A 21,468-nucleotide genomic window follows, 5' to 3' on the forward strand; every position below is an offset into this window, starting at 1 on the left:
GAAGCCGAGGAGGCTCAACGCCCGCCCCGCGGAAAGCGATCCTCCTGGAGCGGAAATCTCCACTTAACCCATGATTCATTCACTCTGAACTATTATTAATATTTGCGACTGCCTTTTATAGGCAGTCTTTTTATATAGACTTCCTGTATGCAATTAAATATATCGAAATATTCAGAAATAGAAAGGATTTTAGCTAAGAAGATGGAACTATACACATGGACACATACATACGAGACCAATCATCACTTATCGACACTATTCGAAAGAGGAGGATGTTCATGTACGTAACAATCGGCTCTCTATTCATGCAAACGGTGAGAAAGTTTGGTGCAAAAGAAGCTCTCGTGGATAAAACGAAGGGTATCAGGTGGACGTATGAGGAGTGGAACGTAGAAGTGAATCGCGTTTCAAACGCTCTTCTTGACGCTGGTGTGAAAAAAGGAGATCGCGTTTCAACGCTTTTGTTTAATAATGCGGAACTCGCATGTCTCTTTTTCGCGTGTGCAAAGATCGGAGCTGTTCTTAATCCGATCAACTTTAGGTTGAAACCAAATGAAGTCGCTTACATTTTGAAAGATGCGAAGCCTTCCATTGTGGTTTATGAAAAAATCCTCGAGCCTATTGTAGCTGCTGTGCAGCACGATTTCCCTGAGGTCTCTTTCTGGTTAACAGATGGCGAAGCACCTTCATTTGCGGAAAGCTTTGAGAAACAAGTACGCTTATCTTCTGTAGATGAACCAAAGAGTGACGTGGATGAAAATGATACGTATGCGATCATGTACACGAGTGGAACAACTGGTAGACCTAAGGGCGTGCTACATAAGCATAGAAGCATGGTTGAGCAAAGCTTGATCTGTGGCTCTAGTTTGCATTTGAAAGACCATGATATAGGTCTTGTTGCAGCACCGATGTTTCACTGTGCAGAACTTCATTGTAACTTCTTGCCACGTGTTCACTTTGGAGCAGTTAACATTATCCTGCATCACTTCGAACCTCAGAAAGTGTTAGAAGCGATACAGGAAGAAAAGGTAAGTATCGTTTTTGGAGCTCCAACAATGTGGAATATGATGCTTCAAGAAAACCTTGCTGCCTATGATATCAGCAGTCTTCGACTAGGATTGTACGGAGCAGCTCCTATGGCGCCTTCGCTAGTGAAGGCAATCAAGGAAAAGCTCGGTATCAATCTTATACAAGCATACGGAATGACAGAGATGGGACCTGCCGTGACATTTCTCGATCAACACGAACAGCTTACAAAGGTCGGTTCAGCAGGTCGTGCAGCGATCAACCATGAAGTAAGGGTCGTGCGACCATCTGAAGATGGACCATCAGATCCAGAAGCGATTCTTCCTCCAGGTGAAGTAGGGGAAATTATTGTAAAAGGGCCTTGTATGATGACAGGGTATTTTAACCGACCAGATGCGACCGAAAAAGCGTTATACAAAGGGTGGTATCACTCTGGTGACTTAGGCTTTATGGATGATGAAGGATATTTATTCGTATCAGATCGCGTCGATGATATGGTCATATCCGGAGGAGAAAATGTCTATCCACGAGAAATCGAAGATGTGTTACATGCCCATGAAGGGGTATTGGATGTTGCGGTCCTTGGTCAGCCTGATGAAAAATGGGGTGAAGTGGTTACAGCAATCATCGTGAAAAAAGATAGTGCTCTTACTGAGGAAAGTCTCGATCGCTACTGTAGAGATAGCCCGAGTTTAGCAACGTATAAGCGACCGAGAAAATATGTATTTGTTGATGAGCTGCCTAGAAACGCAAGTGGAAAAATCCAAAAGTTTATGTTGCGAGAACAGTTTCAGCCGAACACACCCTCCTAAACCCTAGTTGTGTGATTATGTGTAGAGATGTATAATTTGAAACGTTGTCTTATGAAGCGAGCGATCGAGCTCGCTTTTTTATTTTTAGCGATGTAATGATTTTACATGTGGGGCACATACTAACGTGGAATAGGAGGAGTGGGCGATGATTAAACTTTTTACAGACAGTGACCTTGATGGCTCGGCTTGTGCACTTATTGCAGAACTTGCTTTTGAGAAAAGCGCAGATATCACACATTGTACATATCGGAACTTAAATCAGCGTGTAGAATCTTTCTTGGAGAAAAATGACGATAGTCCACTTTTTATTACAGATCTATCGGTGAATGAAGAAGTTGAACACCTTCTTGAAAAGCGCCATATGGATGGTGGCCATGTACAAATGATCGACCATCATGCGAGTGCAATTCATTTTAACGACTATGAGTGGGGTTTTGTAGAGCCTGGTAGTGAGAAGAAAACATGTGCGGCGACATTGTTTTATGACTATTTAGTAGAAAGAGAAAAGATTGAGCGGAATGAAGGAATCGAACAATTCCTTGAACTTGTGCGGAAATATGATACGTGGGAATGGGAAGAAGACGACGACACAGATGCAAAACGGTTGAACGATCTGTTTTCGATACTAGGGAGAGAAACGTTTAAAGCAGAAATGCTGAGACGATTGACCCGAGATCCAGACTCCTTTTCGTTAAGTGAAACCGAGGAAATGATTCTTGACCTAGAGGAAAGAAAGATCAGTCGGTATATTCATAAGAAAAATTATCAGATCGTACAAACTTTTATCGATGAATACTGCGTAGGCATCATCCATGCAGAATCATATCATTCAGAATTAGGGAATGAACTGAACAAACGGCATCCTCATCTCGACTTGATTGCAATTATTAATATCGGGAACAAACGAGCTGGATTTCGAACGATACATGATGAGGTAGATGTATCAGAATTCGCAGGTAGATTTGGAGGAGGCGGCCACCCGAAAGCGTCAGGGTGCGAACTGACAGAGACGACGTACGAGCTCTTTGTAGCAGAGCCTTTTGCTATTAAACCCCTAAAGAGTGATGCAGATCGAAATAAACTGAACCGCCGAGATGGCGATCAAGGATCTTTTTATGAAAACCACGATGATGAGGTCATCTATATCCGACCAGTTGATAACACTTATGAAATAATGAAGCAGGGCGAAGTGGTTGACTGTACATTCCATACGTTCGACGATGCAGAACGTTACGTGAAACGTCAGCATCATGCTTGGCTAAGGTCAGATGAGCGTATTGTTGAAGATCTTACCCGAGTACTTCCACTTTCTAAAGACGAACTGTTCGAACGGTATGATGACTTGTTACACGTTATTTCTTATCAAAAAGAAGACTCTCTTAGCTGAGAGTCTTCTTTTTTTAATAGGACCCTATAGATTTTCCTCTCATACGATGAAGGAATGACAATGAAGGAGAGGATCCTTATGAAGAAGGTTGTTTGGATCGCTATAAGTGCAATGGTAGTAGGTTTCATTCGCAATATAACGAAGCATGAAAAAATACTACAAGCTGCAGAGTGTGAAAAATAAGGCTGATCGAGGAGGAAAAACTAAACAATTTTTTATAATTTATGGGAACCTTTCAAATTACTCTTTCGTATATACAGTTGAGTAAATAAGAAAGGTTGTGACGAGATGAACGAAAACTCAACAAATCCATCAATCCTGGGGATGATTTTTAGCCCGGGTGAACAATTTGAAAGGATTCGCACAAAACCAAAGGTGTGGCTACCACTACTAATCGTTTTAATAGCATCATTAGTAGCAGGATGGCTCATGGTAATGAGTCCTGACTTTGAAGCAACAATGAATGAAGGAATGAACGGTGCGGAAAATATGGGCGGCGCTCTCATCTTCATCAAAGTATTTACCGCGCTTTCAATCGGTATCTCTCCTATTTTCGGTGTTTTGATCGGAAGCTTTATCTACTGGTTAATTTCAAAAGCAACACCATCTGAAGTAACATTCAAACAATTGTTTTCTATGAACTTATTCATTACTTTTATTAGCGCAATCGGCCTAGTGTTAAACGGTCTTTTAATGGCATTACTAGGTGGCGAGCCCGGTACGATGTATACGAGTATCGGTAGTCTAATGAGTGCTGAGGGAGCTTCTGCTGGTGTTTGGAATAGTCTTGAAATCTTCAACATTTGGGCGACAATCTTAACTATTATTGGTCTTAGAATTACAGCTGGTTGGCCAAAAGCACTTGCTTGGATTATTCCTATCGTCTTCTTCTTAATCGGAATTGGCTTTGCTGCAATTGGCACAATGTTTAACAGCATGTCGGGAATGTAATCGAATGAAGAAAAAAGTATGGATCTCGATTGCTGTTGTAACTGTTTTAGTTGTAATAATAGGGTTTAATGTGTACAACACGTACGCTAGTAAATCAGCTGAGGTAGAAACAAAGACTTTGAAAAGTGAAAATATCAATACCACGGTCATGACTCCTGGTACGTTGACACTAGCAAATGAAAGTCTTTTGTTCGATGACCAGACAAAAGGTGAATTAACGACCGTCCATGTAGCTGAGGGCGATTCAGTAAGTAAGGGAGATAAAGTGCTGACGTACGAAAACCCTGATCTTAAGATGGAGAAAGAGCAGAACGACATTACTATTGAATCGCTCTACCTTCGTATTAACTCACTAGATAAACAGAAAACAAGATTACAAGAAAAAGAAGATGAACTTGCTGACGATGTCGGAAAAGAAGAAGCAGAAGAGACGATGGAAGCAGAGCTCGAACAAGTACAAATGGACATACGGATGGCGAACCTTGATCTTCGTCAAGCATTGCTTCAACGAGATCGTCTAAAGGAGCGTATGACTGAATTAACGGTAACGAGTGAGATCGATGGAATTGTAATCGAAGTGAATGAAAAAACATCTCCAACAACTCAAGGAGAAAAGCCACTTGTTCGATTAGGTAGCATGGATGACCTCGTTGTGAAAGGAAAGCTTTCAGAATACGACACATTAAGTGTAGAAGATGGGCAACGTGTAACGCTAACATCTGATGCAGTTCCAGATCAGGAGTGGACAGGGAAGGTTTCTGACGTAGGTTATTTACCAGAAGCATCAGCGGCTGAGAGTGGTTCCAATGCCGTTCAGTTTCCTGTAACGATCACGATTGATGAAGGTCAAAAGCTCAATCTAAAACCTGGTTTTCAGATGATCGTCGAAATCGAAACAGATTCCCATGATGCGATGACGCTTCCGTTTAGCGCGGTTCTACAGGACGGTGATGAGCAGTATGTTTACATAGTTGAAAAAGGTAAAGCTGTACGAAAAGACATCAAGACAGGTTCATCGACTGCGGAACGAATCGAAGTGTCAAGCGGCGTGAAGAAAGATGATCAAGTTGTTATCAACCCTCCTGATAAGCTGAAGGATGGGATGGAAGTGAAATTGAAATGATTGAATTAGAAAAAATTGTAAAAAGTTATACGCTAGGTAAAGAAACGGTCGAAGTGTTAAAAGGGATCACGACCACGATAGAAAAAGGTGAGTTCGTTGCAATCATGGGGCCCTCTGGCTCTGGGAAATCCACATTGATGAATATCATCGGTTGTTTGGATCGTCCAACATCAGGCACTTATTTTTTAGAGGGAGAGGATGTTTCGACTCATTCTGACCCAGAGCTCGCAAAAGTTAGGAATAAGTCGATCGGCTTCGTTTTTCAACAGTTTCAGCTCTTGCCGAGGTTAACGGCTTTAAAGAATGTTGAACTTCCTATGGTATACGCCGGCGCATCGAAAAAAGAGCGAGAGGAACGAGCGAGTGATTCGTTGACTCGAGTTGGACTTCGAGATCGGATGGGACATTTACCAAACGAATTATCAGGTGGTCAAAAGCAGCGAGTTGCAATCGCGAGAGCACTTGTTAACGATCCATCTCTCATTCTAGCGGATGAGCCAACTGGTGCCCTCGATACTGCTACGAGTGTTGCGATCATGGAACTTTTCGTTGAACTTAACAAAGAAGGAACAACGATTATCGTAGTCACTCACGAGCCTGAAGTAGCGGAATATGCAAATCGAGTGATTTACGTTCGAGATGGATTACTTGGTAAGCAGCCTATGAATGGAGGGTTTCCTTCATGAGTCTCTTTGAAAACATTAAGATGGCTCTCATGTCTGTTAAAGCACACAAGATGCGTTCTATCCTGACAATGCTTGGCATTATTATCGGCGTTGCGGCTGTAATCGTGGTCGTTGCGATCGGCCAAGGTGGAGAAGCCATGCTGAAATCTCAAATTGCTGGTGATGGAAATACGATCGAAGTATTTTACCAGCCATCAGAAGAAGAGATGCAGCAAGGTGACTGGGAACAAAACCCTTTCACTTCAGATGATATCCGTGAGCTTGAAAAGTTAGATAAGGTTACAAACGTTGTAGCATCTACTTCAGAATATTCAACAGTGCGACTTCGGGATGAGTCGACTGATACGTCGATCACTGGAATCAATCAAGCCTATATGGAAGTCAATAAGCTGGATATTGCAGAAGGACGTGGTTTTACATCTGCAGATTTCCTAGGCGGAAGAAGAGTGACGGTCGTTAGTGCAGCGATGCAGGAAGAGCTTTTCGAAGGGAAATCTCCAATAGGTGAAATCATTCGTGTCGGTGTTCAACCTGTCGAAATCATAGGTGTTCTTGAGAAGCCTACGGGATTGTTTGCGTTTGGCTCTGTTGATACGTATCTCCCATGGTCCGCTATGAGGAATATGTTTGGAACGAATAATTATAGCCAGGTAACATTGGAGGTAGGGGATACGGATGATCTGAAGCCGACTGGCGAACAGGCGACAGAGGTACTGAATCGTCTACATGATACGGAAGATTCCTATCAAGTGATGAACATGGAGGAAATCGCAGCAGGAATTGGCCAGGTGACAACGATTATGACGACGATTATCGGAAGTATTGCCGGTATCTCGCTTCTCGTTGGGGGAATTGGTGTAATGAACATCATGCTCGTTTCCGTCACCGAGCGAACAAGAGAAATCGGGATTCGGAAATCACTTGGAGCAACGAGACAACAAATCCTTTTTCAGTTCTTAGTCGAGTCGATCATCTTAACGTTGATTGGTGGAACGATCGGGATATTGCTAGGATCTGGAACAGCATATCTCGTTTCATTCTTCGCAGATTGGCCATCGCTCATCTCATGGCAAGTAGTAGTTGGAGCACTCGTATTCTCAATGTTGATCGGTATCGTCTTTGGGATCTTACCAGCCAACAAAGCATCTAGACTCGATCCAATCGACTCATTGCGTTATGAATAGGATATAAAAAGAGGAAGAGCGATAATGCTCTTCCTCTTTTCGTTAAGCTAGTTCCGAAATCCATCTTCTGAATGGGATACCACCCTTGATTGAGGTGGTGATTTCCGCTCCAGGAGGATCGCTTTCCGCGGGGCGGGCGGTGAGCCTTCTCAGCGCACAAAACCGTTGCGCCTCCGGGGTCTCACCTGTCCCGCACATCCCGCAGGAGTCGATCCTCCTTCCGCTCCAATCAACATTTGAATGAATGATTAGGAAACAAATGCAAAGCGAATAAAAAAAAGGTATACAACAAAAGAAAATGACTCTTTGATCATAATCAATCGGAAAGTTTGCTAGGTTAATTGCAACCCAGTAGGAGTGAATACCGCTTCGAGACTCGGAGTGGACGGGTTTTTGTCCGCTGTGAGGCTCGGGCGTTCGTCCACAGGAAAGCAAGCGGTATTCAAACTCCTACGGCATAGGGAACAACGAATCAAACTTTCCCAATAAACTTAGAGGAAGAGCGTGGAAGCTCTTCCTCTTTTATGTGGTTACTTTTCTCTTTTTCGTTAGAACAGCTTTAATTTGTGTATACGTAATCTCTTCAGGGAGCGCTTCCTTCAATGGTTTAAGTTTCTCGTCTCCGATTGAGGCTGCTTCCTGTAAAATGAGTTCTTCGTGTTCAGGAGCTACAATACGATCAATTTCTTTCAGTAAACCATCCTCGATTGCTTTTAAGAGATGACCTTCGACAGTTGATTCGCTTAGTCCCCTTGTCGCTGCAATCATAGGAATTTCTTTTCCGTCTTGAAACAGTTCGAATGATGCCAAGTGACTTGGCTTTTCACTCGATTGATTTCGTGTTGATAGGGATTCTAACAGATCAACAAATGCGCTGCCATACTTCTCGTATTTCATCTCTCCAACACCTTTGATTTTAAGCATCTCGTCACGTGACGTTGGCAGGACCTCACTCATCTCCCTTAGCGTACTATCAGCAAACACGACGTAAGGAGGGACCCCATCTCGATCTGCAAGTTGCTTTCGTAACATGCGAAGCTTTTCGAATAACTCATCATTTCCTTCGATCGCCTCAGGTTTTCTCGACACTTTCTTATGAATTGCTTCTTTTCCTTTAAGAACGGGTAACGTTTTTTCTTGAAGGATCAGTGTTGGATACTTACTATCCGTTAAAGTGATAAATTGCTCAGCGGTTAGGAAGTCAATTAGATCGATGATGTCTTGCTGAGTTCGTCGTGCTAGAAGTCCGAAAGTCGACACTTGATCAAGGTGAAGTTCTTTAATTCGTTTTGATCTAGAACCTTTTAATATCTGAGCAATGATCGTTTTACCAAAACGCTCATTCACCCTCTTAATCGTTGAGAAAATCATTTGTGCTTCTTTTGTAATCTCAACGACCTCACGTTCATCAACACAGTTGCTACATTTTCCACATCGATAATCCGGACGCTCATCGCCAAAGTAATGGAGAATCGCGCCTTGGAGACATTTTTCCGTGTGACAGTAGTCAACCATCGCTTTTAACTTTGAAAGCTCTGCAGACTTCCTTACCGGATCATGCTGGTTCTCTTGGATAAGAAACTTTTGAATATGGATATCACCTGGTGAAAAGAGGAGGAAACAATCACTTTCTTCGCCATCTCTCCCGGCACGTCCAGCTTCTTGATAATACGATTCCATGTTCTTTGGTAAATTGTGATGAATAACGAATCTGACGTTTGATTTGTCGATTCCCATCCCAAATGCATTTGTCGCTACCATGACCGCAAGATCATCGAACAAAAATGCTTCCTGTGCAGCTTTGCGCTCGTTTTCTGAGAGTCCAGCATGGTATTTGCCTACTTTGATGCCGAGCTTCTCGAGTGAAGAATAGAGCTGATCAGTTTCTTTTCTAGTCGCGGTGTAAATAATACCCGACTGCGTTGCATTTTTCTTCAAATATGAGGTGATAAAGTTCTTCTTCTTTTCTCCTTTAACAACTGAGAAATGAAGATTTTCGCGTTCAAACCCAGATATGTAGGTCTGTTCTTCTGTAATAGTAAGAATACGCTGAATATCACTTACGACCTCTGGGGTAGCAGTAGCTGTCAGTGCAATGATCGGCGGGCGGTTAGAAAATAAATTCATCATACTACTGATCTTCATATAACTTGGACGAAAGTCGTGCCCCCACTGTGAAATACAGTGTGCTTCATCTACTGCGATCAACGAAACAGAAGTTCGTTGCAACATCCGTTGGAAAGATGGTGCTTCCAATCGCTCAGGAGCGATGTAGAGTAGCTTGATTTCCCCGTATTCTGCTTCTTGCATAGTCGACCTTATTTCTGTTTCTGTTAATGAACTATTTATATAAGCAGCATCGATCCCATACCCAGATAGTGCATCTACCTGATCTTTCATCAGTGAAATCAAAGGAGATATGACGATTGTTAATCCATCGTTCATAAGTGCAGGTACTTGATAGCAGATCGATTTTCCACCGCCAGTTGGCATGATGCCTAGTGTATTCCGTTTTGTCAGGATGCTATCGATAATTTGCTTTTGACCGGATCGAAACTCATCGTAACCAAAATAATGTTTCAGCTGGTGTTTCGCTTGCTCGAGCATTGTATCTTCCTTTCTTCAGTTCAGAAGTTACCCATATTATCTTATCGTACAAGAGATTGGGTGTACAGAACACATAAATTTCAAACCTCTACGCAAACTAGTAGAAAATGTTAATTAGGGGTTTTAAGTTTAACAAAAGGGGAAAATAAGATGAGTGAATGGTTAGAAGTGATAGCAAGGTCATTATTAATGTTGATCGTTTTATTTCTGCTAACAAAGGTACTAGGTAAGAAACAGCTTTCAAAACTATCTTATTTCGAGTATATAGTTGGTATTATCATCGGTGATGTTGCAGGGACGTTAACGATGAGCACAGAAGCAAGTTTGTTTAATGGAATAACGAGTTTGGGCATTTGGGCTGGTGTTTCGGTAGTGATTAGCATGATCTCACTAAAAAGCAAAGCGTTTCGAGACGTCGTGGAAGGTAAGGCCCGTATTTTCATAAAGGACGGAAAAATCCTTGAAGAAAACTTAAAAAAAGAACGCATATCTGCAGATGAGCTTTTAGAGATGTTACGAAAGAAGGATGTTTTCTCAGCTAATGATGTTGAGTTTGCCCTCCTTGAAGCAGATGGTGAGTTAAGTGTGTTATTGAAACGCGATTACCGTGCTGTGCGACCATCAGAGTTGTGGCTTCACCTTCCAGAAGAAAAAGAACCAAAAGCGGTCATCATGGATGGTGTTGTAATGATAGACGTCCTCAATAGTATTGGAAGAACAAGAGAATGGTTACAAAGTAAACTTAGGGAAAAACAAGTCAACATCAATGAAATTTACTTAGGGCAGTTACACTCAGATGGGAGGCTAACGCTTGACTATTATGAGGATGCTGCTATCGATACAAAGCAGTTGGAGGAATGAACAAAGTGATTAAGCAAACGCGCTCGAAAGACGAGCTTATTACCCTTTTACTAGAAAAGGGAATTTATAAAGTAAAACAAAAGCAGCTATATGAATGTTCAACAACAGAATTATTTTATTATTACTTGTCCCTTACGAAAGATAAGCTACAGGTGTTAAATACCAAAATTAGTTCTTAACAGCTTCGTCAATAGAAGCTGTTTTTTATTTCAAAAATATGGTCGTAAATTGGAAAATCGTTCGAATGAATGTAAAGAGTCTCATAACAGCGAGAGTAAGAGGTTTTTGTCTAGTTTTGACGAAAGGGTTCACAAGTCATGTGAATATTTGGATAATAGAATTTGTACGAATTGAAGGAGGGACGAGCTTTGTTGTATGTTGACTTTGAAGCTAGGGAAGTGTTGCTTGATTGGATTAAACGAAAACAGGAGGAAATGATCGAGATTGGTGTTAGGAAAGGAATATCGCACGAGGAAACGTTGCAGTGTAGTCAAGAATTAGATAGTTTATTAACTTCATATCAACGTTTTCAGTTCCAACAAGACTAGGCGGTACATTGATGTTGGGCACCGTCTAACATTCTTCTGTGCAATGAGATGTTTATGAACAAGCGTTATCTCCTCATGAGCAACATCGTTCATCTCAACAACCTTCACGACATGTTTATATTATCACACAAACATTATATCGAATCTGGATTGTTTTCAAAAAAATTATTATTAACTTCTCCTAAATAATGCTTTTTGGTTCTTTTTGAACTAGTTATTTAGTGTTTTACATAGCAATTTAATAAAATTTATTGAAAATATGTGATTCAATGTTTGAACAAATTGCCCAAAGATTATATACTAGGAAGGACGGGTTTTGAACTCATCGTTTGATGAAGTCAAAACTGTTCTTAAGTTATACCATTCATTTAAATGTAAATGATGATTCAATCGATAAAGGAGGTCTACTAAAATGAAGCAAGGAATTCATCCTGATTACAAAAAAGTTGTTTTTCTAGATGTAAGTAGCGGATTTAAGTTTCTAACTGGTTCTACTCAAGGATCAAATGAAACAATCGAGTGGGAAGACGGTAACGAATATCCACTAATCAAAGTTGATATCAGTTCTGAGTCTCACCCGTTCTACACTGGTCAACAGCGCTTTAACGATGCTGGTGGTCGTGTTGAGAAGTTCAAAAAGAAATACAACCGCTAGTCATCACCACAAAACACCCCGTTTCTACGGGGTGTTTTTTTGTACAACTAGTTTCCTTAGCTTTGTTATTGCACTCTTACGCCACGACTTTACCGCCTCTACGGAAACGCCTTCTCTTGAAGCGATCTCTTTCAATGAGAGCTCCTCAACAATCGAAAGTTCTACCCACTTACGTTGATTTGCAGTCAACAAAGTAAGGTGATCGTGATTTAGATTATTTGGTTGGCTATTCACTGATGGTACCTGATCGATCTCATCAGCGTAAACATATTGATTTGCAAGTTTTACCTCCTTACGAAGTTCATCGATTAATTTTCCTCGTATCTTTACATATGCGAATGCAGAAAAACTCCCTTTTGATGAATCAAATTGTTTGGCACAGTCCCATAACGCAATTAATGCATGTTGTTCATAGTGATGATAGTTTCTTGTAAGGCGAAGTTTCTTTATCTGGCTTTTTATCAAGGGGATATATTGTGATGCTAGTACTTCAAATTGATGATCCTCCACAACGCGCTCTCCACAGCGGGTGCACCCATCTCAAATTCCGTCGGTAAGCAAATCTTATTCGAATTCTAATTAATTTTCATCGTAGGAAACAAAGAGTTTGAGGGGGGAAGGGAGCCTTGAACGAAGGAAATAGTCTTAGGTAATTAATGACTTTATATAGTGAAGTAAGAACCAAATTAGGTGTTTTGTGCTTTTTTAGCAAAAAAAAAAACGACCTTTTAGTAAGATCGCTCAGAGTGTCCTATGCTTTTCTATAACAAAGCTGTGCTTTTACACCTTTACCTTGAAGATCACGGACGATCCGGCGTAGTTCTTCTTTCGTTAGTAGTTTTTCTTTCAGCATGTGGCACCTCCGGGAGATTTTTATATACAGGGCTCGACTCTTCAGTAGATTACGTAACATCTGTTCAAAATACTGTTTCCCTTGGAATCCAATTCATAAACGTATCAATGTAAATGAACTCTCCCCAGTATACTATTCTCCTTTAATTGAGTAAATCCTTTAACGATGTTCGTCATTCAGTTTCCACATTTGTAAAAATGTTAACGTGTATAATTGAGCAAAACGGGGAATCAATGAATTAACAATAAATTCTTATTAATAGGGAGAAGAGATCATGAACAAAGTAGAGCAAAGATATGTCGATTTCTTCGAAGAACATTTGGAAGAAATAAGTGAAAAGTGGATCACTAGACTTCATAAGTTAGTTAATGAACATGAAGCAACAGATACAGCTGTGATCGATGATTCAAAGTTGAAAAAAGAAATAGAAGCTTTCTGTTCAGACTTTGTCCGTCAAATGATTTTTCTTGAGTCGAACCAAAGAGATGTGATGCAGTGGGCGAGTCGAATTGTTGAAATCTTTGAGCATCATACGTTTTCATTACAACAATCAGTCGCTAGTCTTACGTATTTGAGGCAAATTCTTTGGGATATTATGGTGGAATTTAGTAGGGAGAAGAGTGAAAACATAGATGCGGCTCAGCTTGCTGAATGGGGAAGCTATATGAACAAATCCTTTGATCTTCTTCTTCATAAAGTGACTGTCTATACAAATCAATTAAACGAAGAGAAGATGAAGGCGCAGGAAACGAGAATTTCTGAATTAAGCGTTCCAATCATTCCGTTATCCAAAAGTGTAGGTGTCCTGCCATTAATCGGAACAATCGATACGTATCGAGCGTCTCTTATCCAGCGTAGAGGGGTCGAAAAGAGTGCAGAGCTTAAGCTATCCCACCTAGTGGTGGATCTATCTGGAGTGCCGATCATGGACACGATGGTAGCGAACGAAATCTTCCAGTTAATGAAAATACTTGAGCTATCTGGCATCGAAACAATCGTTACGGGCATCCGGCCTGAGATTGCTCAAACAACAGTGAATTTAGGTATTGATTTCGACAAAGTAAAAACTTTCGCACATTTGCATCAAGCTATACACGAAATTTTATAACGAGAATGATAAATACTCACTTAAATGTTGGTAGTTACCATGCTTTAACAAGAAAATAGCTAGGATATATTTATGATACCGCTTCAAATTCGATTTACTAAATAAGTATTGTTTAACAAGCTCTCGATACGGAAGCTTGCGGGTTTGTAGAACCCGATTAGAAAGCGTCGGTAGTTCTATGAGTTTATATGCTACACCTTTGCACCAGTTTCGAACGGATGGTTCGATCGGTGAAAGAACACTAAGCTGGTGGAAAGAGATTCGGAATTGTTTCAACTGTTCCTGATAACGAATAATCTCGCCCCTAAATAAACGATCTTCCTTCATCATATTATCCATCCTTACTACGTCCTTAAATTCTTATGCTATGCGAAGATTATACGGCTAAGAGAAAAAAGAATCAATGGGTATAATATGGGAAGTTAGCTTGTCCTTATTAGGTCAAAAGTACCGTTCTTTTTGAAGAACCTATAACGCTTGAATTTAGCAATGAAAAGAAGAGGGAGAATGTCCCTCATCTCAGTCTGCAGAGAAACCTTAACCTGTGCTCCCGATGTCGTAGGAGTTTGAAAACAGCTTGCTTTCCTGCGGACGAACGCCCGAGCCTCCTCGCGAAAAAGCGTTCGCTGTGGGGTCTCGGTCGCTCGTTCTTCCGCTGGAGTCAAGCTGACTTCACTCCTACTAGATTGTGATGCACTCTAACAGAACCTCCCGTTCTATTGAATTCAACTAGATATGAAAATCTTTCTTTACCATTAAAGCTTCCTGATTTGATGAAAAATGATTTAAATCATTCTCACAATAACCGTTGATTGGAGCGGAAGGATGCTCGACTCCTGCAGGATGAGCGGGACAGGTTAGACGCCACAGGAGCGTTAGCGACGAGGAGGCTCACCGCCCGCCCTACGGAAAGCGAGTATCCTGGAGCGGAAATTCCTCCTTTTCATGGTAAAAGGTAAAATAGAAAAAGCTGCCGAGATTTTCTCGACAGCTTGAGAAGAGGGAGAATCTCCCTCCTCTTTCTGTAGATTAATAAACGAAAGCAGCACCTACAATGATAAGCAGAATGAAAAGAACTACGATAAGCGCGAATCCTTGGCCATAGCCGTAACCCATTCTAGTCACCTCCTTCACCTTGCTGTTGTTAATCTGTAATAGTATTGTATGTAAGAAGTTTTAAATGGTTTGGGCAATTGAGAATGAAAAAAAGCCTGAACCAATATAGTTCAGGCAATTCGTTATTTCCAGTTCTTTAGACCGGTTAAATCATGATAGATCGAGGATGGTTGTAAGTTGAGTTCCTCAACTGGCTGTTCTTTTCGGTTGATCCATGCTGTGTTAAATCCAAAGTTTGCAGCACCCGAAATGTCCCATCCGTTTGAAGACATGAAAAGAACATCTTGTCTTGTTATTTTAAGAGAATCGATGACGTGCGTGTAGGATGCAGGTGTCGGCTTATATTGTTTCACATCATCTGCACTAATAATATGGTCGATATAGTCAGATAGAGGTGACTGCGCTACTAGTGGATCTAACATATCATGTGACCCATTTGAAAAAATAGCGACCGTCACGTTTTGTTCTTTCAGTTCTTTTAGAACTTGAGGAACCTCTTCATACACTTCAAGCTCCTTGTAGGCACCCAAAAGCGCTTCTTCATCTTCAGCATTCAAGTCCTGGCCTGTTTCTGCAACTGCATAACGCAGTGCATCTCGGGTGACTTCTGAAAACGGTCGATATTTCCCCATCATCTGCCTTAAATAACTGTACTCTAGTTGTTTTTTACGCCACGATTGGCTTATTGCCTCTCCATTGTTTGGAAAAAGCTCTTCACATTTCTCCATTACCGAGAATACATCAAACAACGTCCCATATGCATCAAATACGAAAGCTTTAATGTTCATGAATACCCTCCTAGAAGTATGATAAGTTAAGTTCACCATAAAGTGGTAGAAATATGAAATCAAATGCTCAAAAATAGGCAGTTTGACGGTGGTGCATGCTAGCAATATATAGGAAAATCATGCTAGAATAAACTGGGAATCTCATAAGGTAATAGAGAAGAATTGGAAGCACTTAAGGAGGATGACATGGAAAAAGAGTCTCAAACCAAGTGGGTGAAAGAGTGGGCAAGTCCTCTAATCTTTGCAGTTGCTCTAGCCTTCGTATTAAAAATGTTTATCGTTGCACCTTATATCGTTGAGGGTGCGTCAATGGATCCAACCTTACATGACGGTGATCGTCTTTTAGTAAATAAATTTATCTCTTATGTGCAAGACGAGCCTGACAGAGGCGAGATCGTCATCATAAAAAATGCAGAAATGGATAAACACTATGTGAAGCGCGTAATCGGTTTACCTGGTGATACAGTAGAAATGAAGAATGACAGTCTCTTAGTGAATGGAAAGGAGCTCGATGAGCCTTATCTATCCACGAATCGAAATAAAGCTGAAACGATGGGGATGCAATTAACTGAGGATTTTGGACCGATTGAAATCCCTGATGGGGAATTATTCGTGATGGGTGACAACAGGCTTAGAAGTATGGACAGCCGAAACGGTCTAGGTAAAATCGCGACAAAAGATATTGTAGGTCGAGCTGAAATGGTTTGGTATCCATTCACAGACTTGCGTTCAACAAATTAGCATTGAAAGAGGGAGGCTGTTACAGCTCTCTCTTTTTTGTAATCGTTTAGCAATAGTTGAAAAGAACAGTTAATGAGTGGATTTCTCCTATAATATGGAACTATTTCCAGGCTGATCGCTAATCAACATAAGGGTTGGATGTGCCTTGGTCCCTTGCTAGGACAGCATTCAGCCCCTTTTTAGCAGATTAGGGTAGTTTGTAAGTGTGTACCAGTGATTTCCGGTGTAGGAATTTTTTACGGTCTTACAAGCTGCTTTTCATATGATACTTTCAATGTGCAAGACATTTTCACCAAAACAAGGAGGAATACCATTGAAGAAATCAGTTATTCTAAGTGTCACAGCGGCAGCAGCCCTGTTGGCAGCAAATCCAACAACAAGTTCAGCAAGTACAGGAGCTGAACAGAACTCCAATATTGACGTGAAGACTCAGTCTTATCAATTTTCTAATATGGAAGATTTTCAATCGTTCGTTAAGCAGATTGAAGATCAGTACAATATTTCTATTCAGGATTCAATTAACTTCTCAAATAAAAAAGTAGAGCAAGAGCCTGCTCCGAAGGAAAGTGCACCTGCACCAAGCAAAGCGCAGGCACCAAGCGAGTCACCTACAAATGAAGCAGCAGAGCCAGCTCAAAATAATGAAACAAAGCAAGAAAACGGACTGTCTCAATTTGAGCAAGAAGTTGTTAATCTTACAAATGCAGAAAGAGAGAAAGCTGGTTTGCCAGCACTAAAAGTAGACACAGAGCTTAGTAAAGTTGCCGAAGCTAAGTCGGAAGACATGAAAGCAAATAACTATTTCGCTCATAATAGCCCAACGTACGGTTCTCCTTTTGAAATGATGGATCAGTTTGGGGTTGAATACCGCACGGCTGGAGAGAACATTGCGAAAGGTCAACAAACTCCAGAAGCAGTAGTAAATGCATGGATGAACAGTGAAGGACACCGCAAGAACATTATGAATGAAAGCTTTACTCATATCGGTGTAGGACATGTTGAAGAAGGAAACATCTGGACACAACAATTCATCGGTAAATAATACGTGATCATTTGAAGCGAAACAAGCTGTCGAGACTAGTCTCGACAGCTTGTTTTTTGTAATCAATCTATGTATCTATTGTGATGATGAAGCAGTTTGTTTCTTCTTGATAACTTTAAGACCTTCGCGTTTACTTAACGGGGCTAGCTCGTGCTGATCGATAAATTGTTGAACAGCATCAGGGTTCGTCTTCGAATATTCTCGTAGTGCCCATCCGATGGCTTTTTGCAGGAAGAATTCGTTAGAGTCTGCGTGAAGTAAACAATAGCTTTTAAGCAATTCAAAGTCTGTTTTCTCTTTATACTTTAGTTGGAAAAGGATTGCTGTCCTGTTTAGCCACTTGTTATCATGGCGAATCCACTTTCCCGTCAGCTTATCGATTTGCTCTGGATGATGAATAAAGTAGGTTCCTGCTGTATTGGAGGCGAGTCCGTCCACTGTATCCCACCATGATTTTGTAGTGACAAGATACTCAATCAGTTCATAATCACATTCATCAAATTGCTTCTTTCGAGCAAGAAGCTCTTGGGCAACGTATTGATATTCTCTTTCTTCTGAATTCCAAAGTTCTTTCACAAGCGGGACGATGTCTTCATCACTAGGAGCGCCGTTTTCTTTTAAAATCGATCTGTAAGCTTGTTTTCTTTCTGGTGTTTTCACTCCTAGGAAAGGGAAGTGGTTACGCATGTACTTCTCCATTTTCTCAGCATTTTCACGATTCCTAAGCGGTTCAAATGTCGCATAAATGTGTTCACTCGTTATCATCTTTATCATCCTCCTTATTTCTATCATACATCAAAGGAGGTAGTGATGTGTTACTAGTACGAGACGGTGAGTGGTCGAAAAGAAAGGTAACAACTACTAGAGAAAAAAAGAATCATGCCAAACGAAAGAGGCGCGTCATGAGACGCGCCTCTTTCTGGCTTTAAGAATAAGGAGGTTTTTCCGGGGGGAAAGGGATACACTTACTTTCTCCTATTAACTCCAGTTCCTTTCCGGGTTGAGAGAAAGGTTAACTGGATTGATTACAGTATAGCAGGGAAGAGAGGTGGTAAAGGTCTTTATGAGTTATTTTTGATAACCATTACAAAATCGTCGCTAATGTTACAGAGCTGATGCTAAAAGGTCTCTTGCAGGTTTCAATCCGTACAAAAAGGTTGCCAGAAACTCTGGCAACCTGTGATGGCTTATTGTAGTACAAGATCAAATTTCTCAGCCATTGCTTTATATTTGCTTGAAATACTAGATGGTGACGTTTCGTATTTTTTCGCGAGTGCGCTTTGGCTTACAGAAACACCGAATTCTTTCGCAGCTAAATACTCAAGTGCTGCGGCAAAGATAGCGGGTTTTCGTATAGATGGAGCTTCTTCTTCACTGTATTTTCTCCAGAACGTCAACATGTCATTGCGTTGATCAGAATTGAGTTCATCACTAGCATGCTCCGTGAAGAGAGAACCAACTTTCTGATCTTCTTCTCTTGCCCATTGAAGTTCAGTTTTTTCTTCAGTGCTTCTATTGTCTTTAAGTTTTATAATTTCACTAAGTACTTCAGGGAACGACGTGTGCATAAGCGTACGAATCGATTTATCTTCTTGCTCAAGCTTCGTAATGATTGTCTTCATCGCGTCGTTTGAGATTTTGAGAAGTTCGATAAATGGCATCGCTCCGTCTTTCACTGGCAGCATGATACCTGCAATGATTTCGCCTTTTGAAAGGTCAGCTCCATCAGGTAACAAGATGCTGAATGGTTGTGGGTCACCATATTCTTTTACGATTGCTGTATTACTTGTGCTTTCTTCGACAAGGTAGACAGACATGTACGCATCGCGCCAGCCGTCGACAGTTGCTTTCACTTTCTCAGTTGAGAACGTGCTCGTGTAGCGCTGGATGTATTCTTTGACGATCGTTTTATTCCACTGGTTAACAGATTGATGGAAGATCGCCCATGGGAAAATGCCATGCATATACGTTTCTTCTAACTCTTTTGGTATGTTATGGCGGATGAATAGCTCGTTAGCTAGTGTCACCATCTTGTAATCGTGTTCGCTCATCGCGTATTCGACTAGCTGTGCTTGAATCGTGTAGAGTTCCTGTGTATAAAGCTGTTCTTCAATTTGATCCTGTGCTGTTTCTGACCCCATGCAGCATTTTTTATATTTTTTTCCGCTTCCACAAGGACACGGATCATTACGTTTAATTTTATCCAATGTTGCTTCCTCCTTCAGGTGAACCTTTTTCGAACATAAGAGACGAAAGATATTTTAGCATAGATTGGGAAGGAAGGACAAAAAAATTACAAGTATAACGACTATAATTGCCCAGTTCCTTCACCTTTTTGCTTGGGTAGAGGGAGCGAAACCGTTACTTTTGTACCGACACCTTCTTTGCTTTCAAAGTTAAGTGAACCCTCGTGATTCTCTATGATACGAAAGCTTGATAGAAGACCGAGTCCTGTTCCATCTTCTTTTGTGGTATAAAAAGGTTCACCGAGTGTTTTAATCTTATGAGCGGGGATACCAACCCCTTCATCTTCAATGGTAACTGTCACATGATCCCCATCGCGATACGTTTCGATTGTAACCGTACCACCTACTGGCATTGCTTCGATTGCGTTCTTGATCAAGTTAATGAATACTTGCTTTAGCTGATTTTCTTCTCCATAGATGCTTAACACTTCTTCTGTAAGCTCCATTATGAATGAAATATTGTAAAGAGAAGCTTGACTATTTAATAATTGAACGACATAAGAGAGTAGGTCGTTAACAAGTAATGTAGTAAACCGTTCAGCCTGAGGTTTTGCAAGAACTAAGAGATCTTTGATAATATCATCCATCCGATCCATCTCAGATAAAATAATGCTGAGGTAAGGGGCGTTTCTCGCAATTTCTTCATCTCTCTGTAAAAGCTGAATGAATCCTTTCACGGATGTAAGAGGGTTTCTTATCTCGTGAGCGACGCTTGCCGCAAGCTGTCCAACAGCAGATAGCTTCTCAGTTTTCATCAATGCTTCTTCCGTTTTCTTCGTATCCGTTACATCCATGAAAGCAGCCATGATCCCATTGATCTCACCCATTTCATCTTGAATAGGCGCAGTTGAGAGAACAGCGTAAACGTATGAGCCATCTTTCCTTTTTCGCTTTACTTCTTTATTAACGATATGACCATGCTTTACAATTTCAGCAATCGAAATATCTTTCTCTTCTTCTGGAACGATGGGTACTGGTTTACCAATAATTTCGTGACGGTTCCAGCCAAAGATCTTTTCAGCGGCAGGATTCCAAGAACGGACTGTTGAGTTTAAATCAAGAGTAACGATCGCAATCGGCGAAGCAGAAATGATGGCTTGTATCATTTGCTTAGCTTCCCAAAGTTCCTTAAGAGCCGTTTTCTGATCGGTTATATCTTTCGTCTGAATAATGATAGCGTTCTTATCTTTGAAGAAAATCGGAGTAAACGTTGATTCTACGTCAATTATGTTTCCTTCTTCATTAATTATTTGATATTCCTTTGTCTTCGCATCAACTTCGGGTTCATTTTGCAGTTGCTTAAGAATCGATCTGATATGTAAGGCGTCTGTTTGGTTTGCAACCGGCGAACGTGTTTGTTCATCTAAGGATTCCCTTGAACGAACCCCCATCATATCAAGTCCGGCTTGATTCGAGTAAACGATTTTTCCATCTTGATACAAAACGATGGAGTATGGAGAAGACTCTACAAGCCTTCTGTAGCGTTCTTCACTTTCATACAGCCGATCTTGCGTACTTTGGTTTAAAAAGAGAAGCCGTTTTAATAGAAAGTAAAGAAGCAGACAAGTAATCAAGACAAAGAACCAGCCTTTGTACAAGCCGATTTGTTTACTGATCATGAAATTATCTGTAATTTGATAAAGAATTGTATCGGAGAGTAATATCCAAAGGGAACCGAATAAAAAATAACACCCCGTAATGATCCATGGAACGTACTTGATCTTCATCTCCAAT

Annotated in this window: 21 protein-coding genes; 13 read left to right on the plus strand and 8 right to left on the minus strand. The window is 40.9% G+C overall.

Annotated elements, in window-relative coordinates:
• Positions 1–278: 278 nt before the first annotated feature.
• From LCM09_RS10125 to LCM09_RS10150, 6 genes are all read left to right on the plus strand, one after another.
• The gene (locus LCM09_RS10125; RefSeq protein WP_224881195.1) at positions 279–1,838 is read left to right on the plus strand and encodes a fatty acid--CoA ligase; all 1,560 of its coding nucleotides are present in this window, start codon (positions 279–281) and stop codon (positions 1,836–1,838) included.
• Positions 1,839–1,983: 145 nt separating this feature from the next.
• Complete coding sequence (locus LCM09_RS10130; protein WP_224881197.1) at positions 1,984–3,225, plus strand: DHH family phosphoesterase; 1,242 nt, start codon at positions 1,984–1,986, stop codon at positions 3,223–3,225.
• A gap of 288 nt (positions 3,226–3,513) precedes the next feature.
• On the plus strand, positions 3,514–4,176 hold the full coding sequence (gene yknW, locus LCM09_RS10135; RefSeq protein ID WP_224881199.1) for a YknW family membrane protein: 663 nt from the start codon (positions 3,514–3,516) through the stop codon (positions 4,174–4,176).
• A 4-nt stretch (positions 4,177–4,180) separates the two neighbouring features.
• Entirely contained in the window at positions 4,181–5,299 is a 1,119-nt protein-coding gene (locus tag LCM09_RS10140; protein WP_224881201.1) for an efflux RND transporter periplasmic adaptor subunit, read from the plus strand.
• On the plus strand, positions 5,296–5,985 hold the full coding sequence (locus tag LCM09_RS10145) for an ABC transporter ATP-binding protein (protein WP_224881203.1): 690 nt from the start codon (positions 5,296–5,298) through the stop codon (positions 5,983–5,985). The genes LCM09_RS10140 and LCM09_RS10145 overlap by 4 nt, the downstream gene beginning before the upstream one ends.
• Complete coding sequence (locus LCM09_RS10150) at positions 5,982–7,169, plus strand: ABC transporter permease (RefSeq protein WP_224881205.1); 1,188 nt, start codon at positions 5,982–5,984, stop codon at positions 7,167–7,169. Before LCM09_RS10145 ends, LCM09_RS10150 begins: the two co-directional genes overlap by 4 nt.
• Before the next feature lie 522 nt (positions 7,170–7,691).
• On the opposite strand, the gene recQ is transcribed toward LCM09_RS10150, so the two are convergent.
• Entirely contained in the window at positions 7,692–9,776 is a 2,085-nt protein-coding gene (gene recQ / locus LCM09_RS10155; protein ID WP_224881206.1) for a DNA helicase RecQ, read from the minus strand.
• Between the two features lie 150 nt (positions 9,777–9,926).
• On the opposite strand from recQ, the gene LCM09_RS10160 reads away from it, so the two are divergent.
• The 4 genes from LCM09_RS10160 to LCM09_RS10175 all read left to right on the plus strand — a co-directional run bounded on the left by LCM09_RS10160 (position 9,927) and on the right by LCM09_RS10175 (position 11,840).
• Complete coding sequence (locus LCM09_RS10160) at positions 9,927–10,637, plus strand: DUF421 domain-containing protein (protein ID WP_224881209.1); 711 nt, start codon at positions 9,927–9,929, stop codon at positions 10,635–10,637.
• A 5-nt stretch (positions 10,638–10,642) separates the two neighbouring features.
• The gene (gene fbpA, locus LCM09_RS10165) at positions 10,643–10,816 is read left to right on the plus strand and encodes a Fur-regulated basic protein FbpA (protein WP_224881211.1); all 174 of its coding nucleotides are present in this window, start codon (positions 10,643–10,645) and stop codon (positions 10,814–10,816) included.
• A gap of 189 nt (positions 10,817–11,005) precedes the next feature.
• The gene (locus LCM09_RS10170) at positions 11,006–11,185 is read left to right on the plus strand and encodes an aspartyl-phosphate phosphatase Spo0E family protein (protein ID WP_224881213.1); all 180 of its coding nucleotides are present in this window, start codon (positions 11,006–11,008) and stop codon (positions 11,183–11,185) included.
• A 412-nt stretch (positions 11,186–11,597) separates the two neighbouring features.
• Positions 11,598–11,840: a type B 50S ribosomal protein L31 gene (locus LCM09_RS10175; RefSeq protein WP_224881223.1), complete on the plus strand. Its 243-nt coding sequence runs from the start codon at positions 11,598–11,600 to the stop codon at positions 11,838–11,840.
• Positions 11,841–11,864: 24 nt separating this feature from the next.
• On the opposite strand, the gene LCM09_RS10180 is transcribed toward LCM09_RS10175, so the two are convergent.
• A complete protein-coding gene (locus LCM09_RS10180) occupies positions 11,865–12,350 on the minus strand; it encodes a sigma-70 family RNA polymerase sigma factor (protein ID WP_224881225.1) in 486 nt (161 codons plus the stop codon).
• Positions 12,351–12,967: 617 nt separating this feature from the next.
• On the opposite strand from LCM09_RS10180, the gene LCM09_RS10185 reads away from it, so the two are divergent.
• Positions 12,968–13,801 (plus strand): STAS domain-containing protein, encoded by an 834-nt coding sequence (locus LCM09_RS10185; protein WP_224881227.1) that lies wholly within the window; start codon positions 12,968–12,970, stop codon positions 13,799–13,801.
• On the opposite strand, the gene LCM09_RS10190 is transcribed toward LCM09_RS10185, so the two are convergent.
• From LCM09_RS10190 to LCM09_RS10200, 3 genes are all read right to left on the minus strand, one after another.
• Positions 13,796–14,140 carry a hypothetical protein gene (locus LCM09_RS10190; protein ID WP_224881229.1) on the minus strand — a complete coding sequence of 115 codons (345 nt, stop codon included), beginning with the start codon at positions 14,138–14,140 and terminating at the stop codon, positions 13,796–13,798. The two genes, LCM09_RS10185 and LCM09_RS10190, sit on opposite strands and share 6 nt — an antisense overlap.
• Before the next feature lie 690 nt (positions 14,141–14,830).
• The gene (locus LCM09_RS10195; RefSeq protein ID WP_224882924.1) at positions 14,831–14,917 is read right to left on the minus strand and encodes a YjcZ family sporulation protein; all 87 of its coding nucleotides are present in this window, start codon (positions 14,915–14,917) and stop codon (positions 14,831–14,833) included.
• A gap of 122 nt (positions 14,918–15,039) precedes the next feature.
• Entirely contained in the window at positions 15,040–15,705 is a 666-nt protein-coding gene (locus LCM09_RS10200) for a haloacid dehalogenase type II (RefSeq protein WP_224881231.1), read from the minus strand.
• 186 nt (positions 15,706–15,891) lie between these two features.
• Here LCM09_RS10200 and lepB point away from each other — a divergent pair, with 186 nt between their 5' ends.
• Together lepB and LCM09_RS10210 are read left to right on the plus strand one after the other, a co-directional pair.
• The gene (gene lepB, locus LCM09_RS10205; protein ID WP_224881234.1) at positions 15,892–16,446 is read left to right on the plus strand and encodes a signal peptidase I; all 555 of its coding nucleotides are present in this window, start codon (positions 15,892–15,894) and stop codon (positions 16,444–16,446) included.
• Between the two features lie 313 nt (positions 16,447–16,759).
• Positions 16,760–17,488, plus strand: a complete 729-nt coding sequence (locus LCM09_RS10210; protein ID WP_224881236.1) for a CAP domain-containing protein — start codon at positions 16,760–16,762, stop codon at positions 17,486–17,488.
• A 75-nt stretch (positions 17,489–17,563) separates the two neighbouring features.
• Here LCM09_RS10210 and LCM09_RS10215 read toward each other — a convergent pair whose 3' ends face one another.
• The 3 genes from LCM09_RS10215 to LCM09_RS10225 all read right to left on the minus strand — a co-directional run bounded on the left by LCM09_RS10215 (position 17,564) and on the right by LCM09_RS10225 (position 21,461).
• On the minus strand, positions 17,564–18,253 hold the full coding sequence (locus tag LCM09_RS10215; RefSeq protein WP_224881238.1) for a DNA alkylation repair protein: 690 nt from the start codon (positions 18,251–18,253) through the stop codon (positions 17,564–17,566).
• Positions 18,254–18,675: 422 nt separating this feature from the next.
• The gene (locus LCM09_RS10220; RefSeq protein WP_224881240.1) at positions 18,676–19,695 is read right to left on the minus strand and encodes an SEC-C domain-containing protein; all 1,020 of its coding nucleotides are present in this window, start codon (positions 19,693–19,695) and stop codon (positions 18,676–18,678) included.
• A gap of 101 nt (positions 19,696–19,796) precedes the next feature.
• Entirely contained in the window at positions 19,797–21,461 is a 1,665-nt protein-coding gene (locus tag LCM09_RS10225; RefSeq protein ID WP_224881242.1) for a PAS domain-containing sensor histidine kinase, read from the minus strand.
• Between the last annotated feature and the right edge of the window lie 7 nt (positions 21,462–21,468).

It is taken from the genome of Guptibacillus algicola (assembly GCF_020171805.1).
GTDB classification, from domain to species: Bacteria; Bacillota; Bacilli; order Bacillales; family Guptibacillaceae; genus Guptibacillus; species Guptibacillus algicola.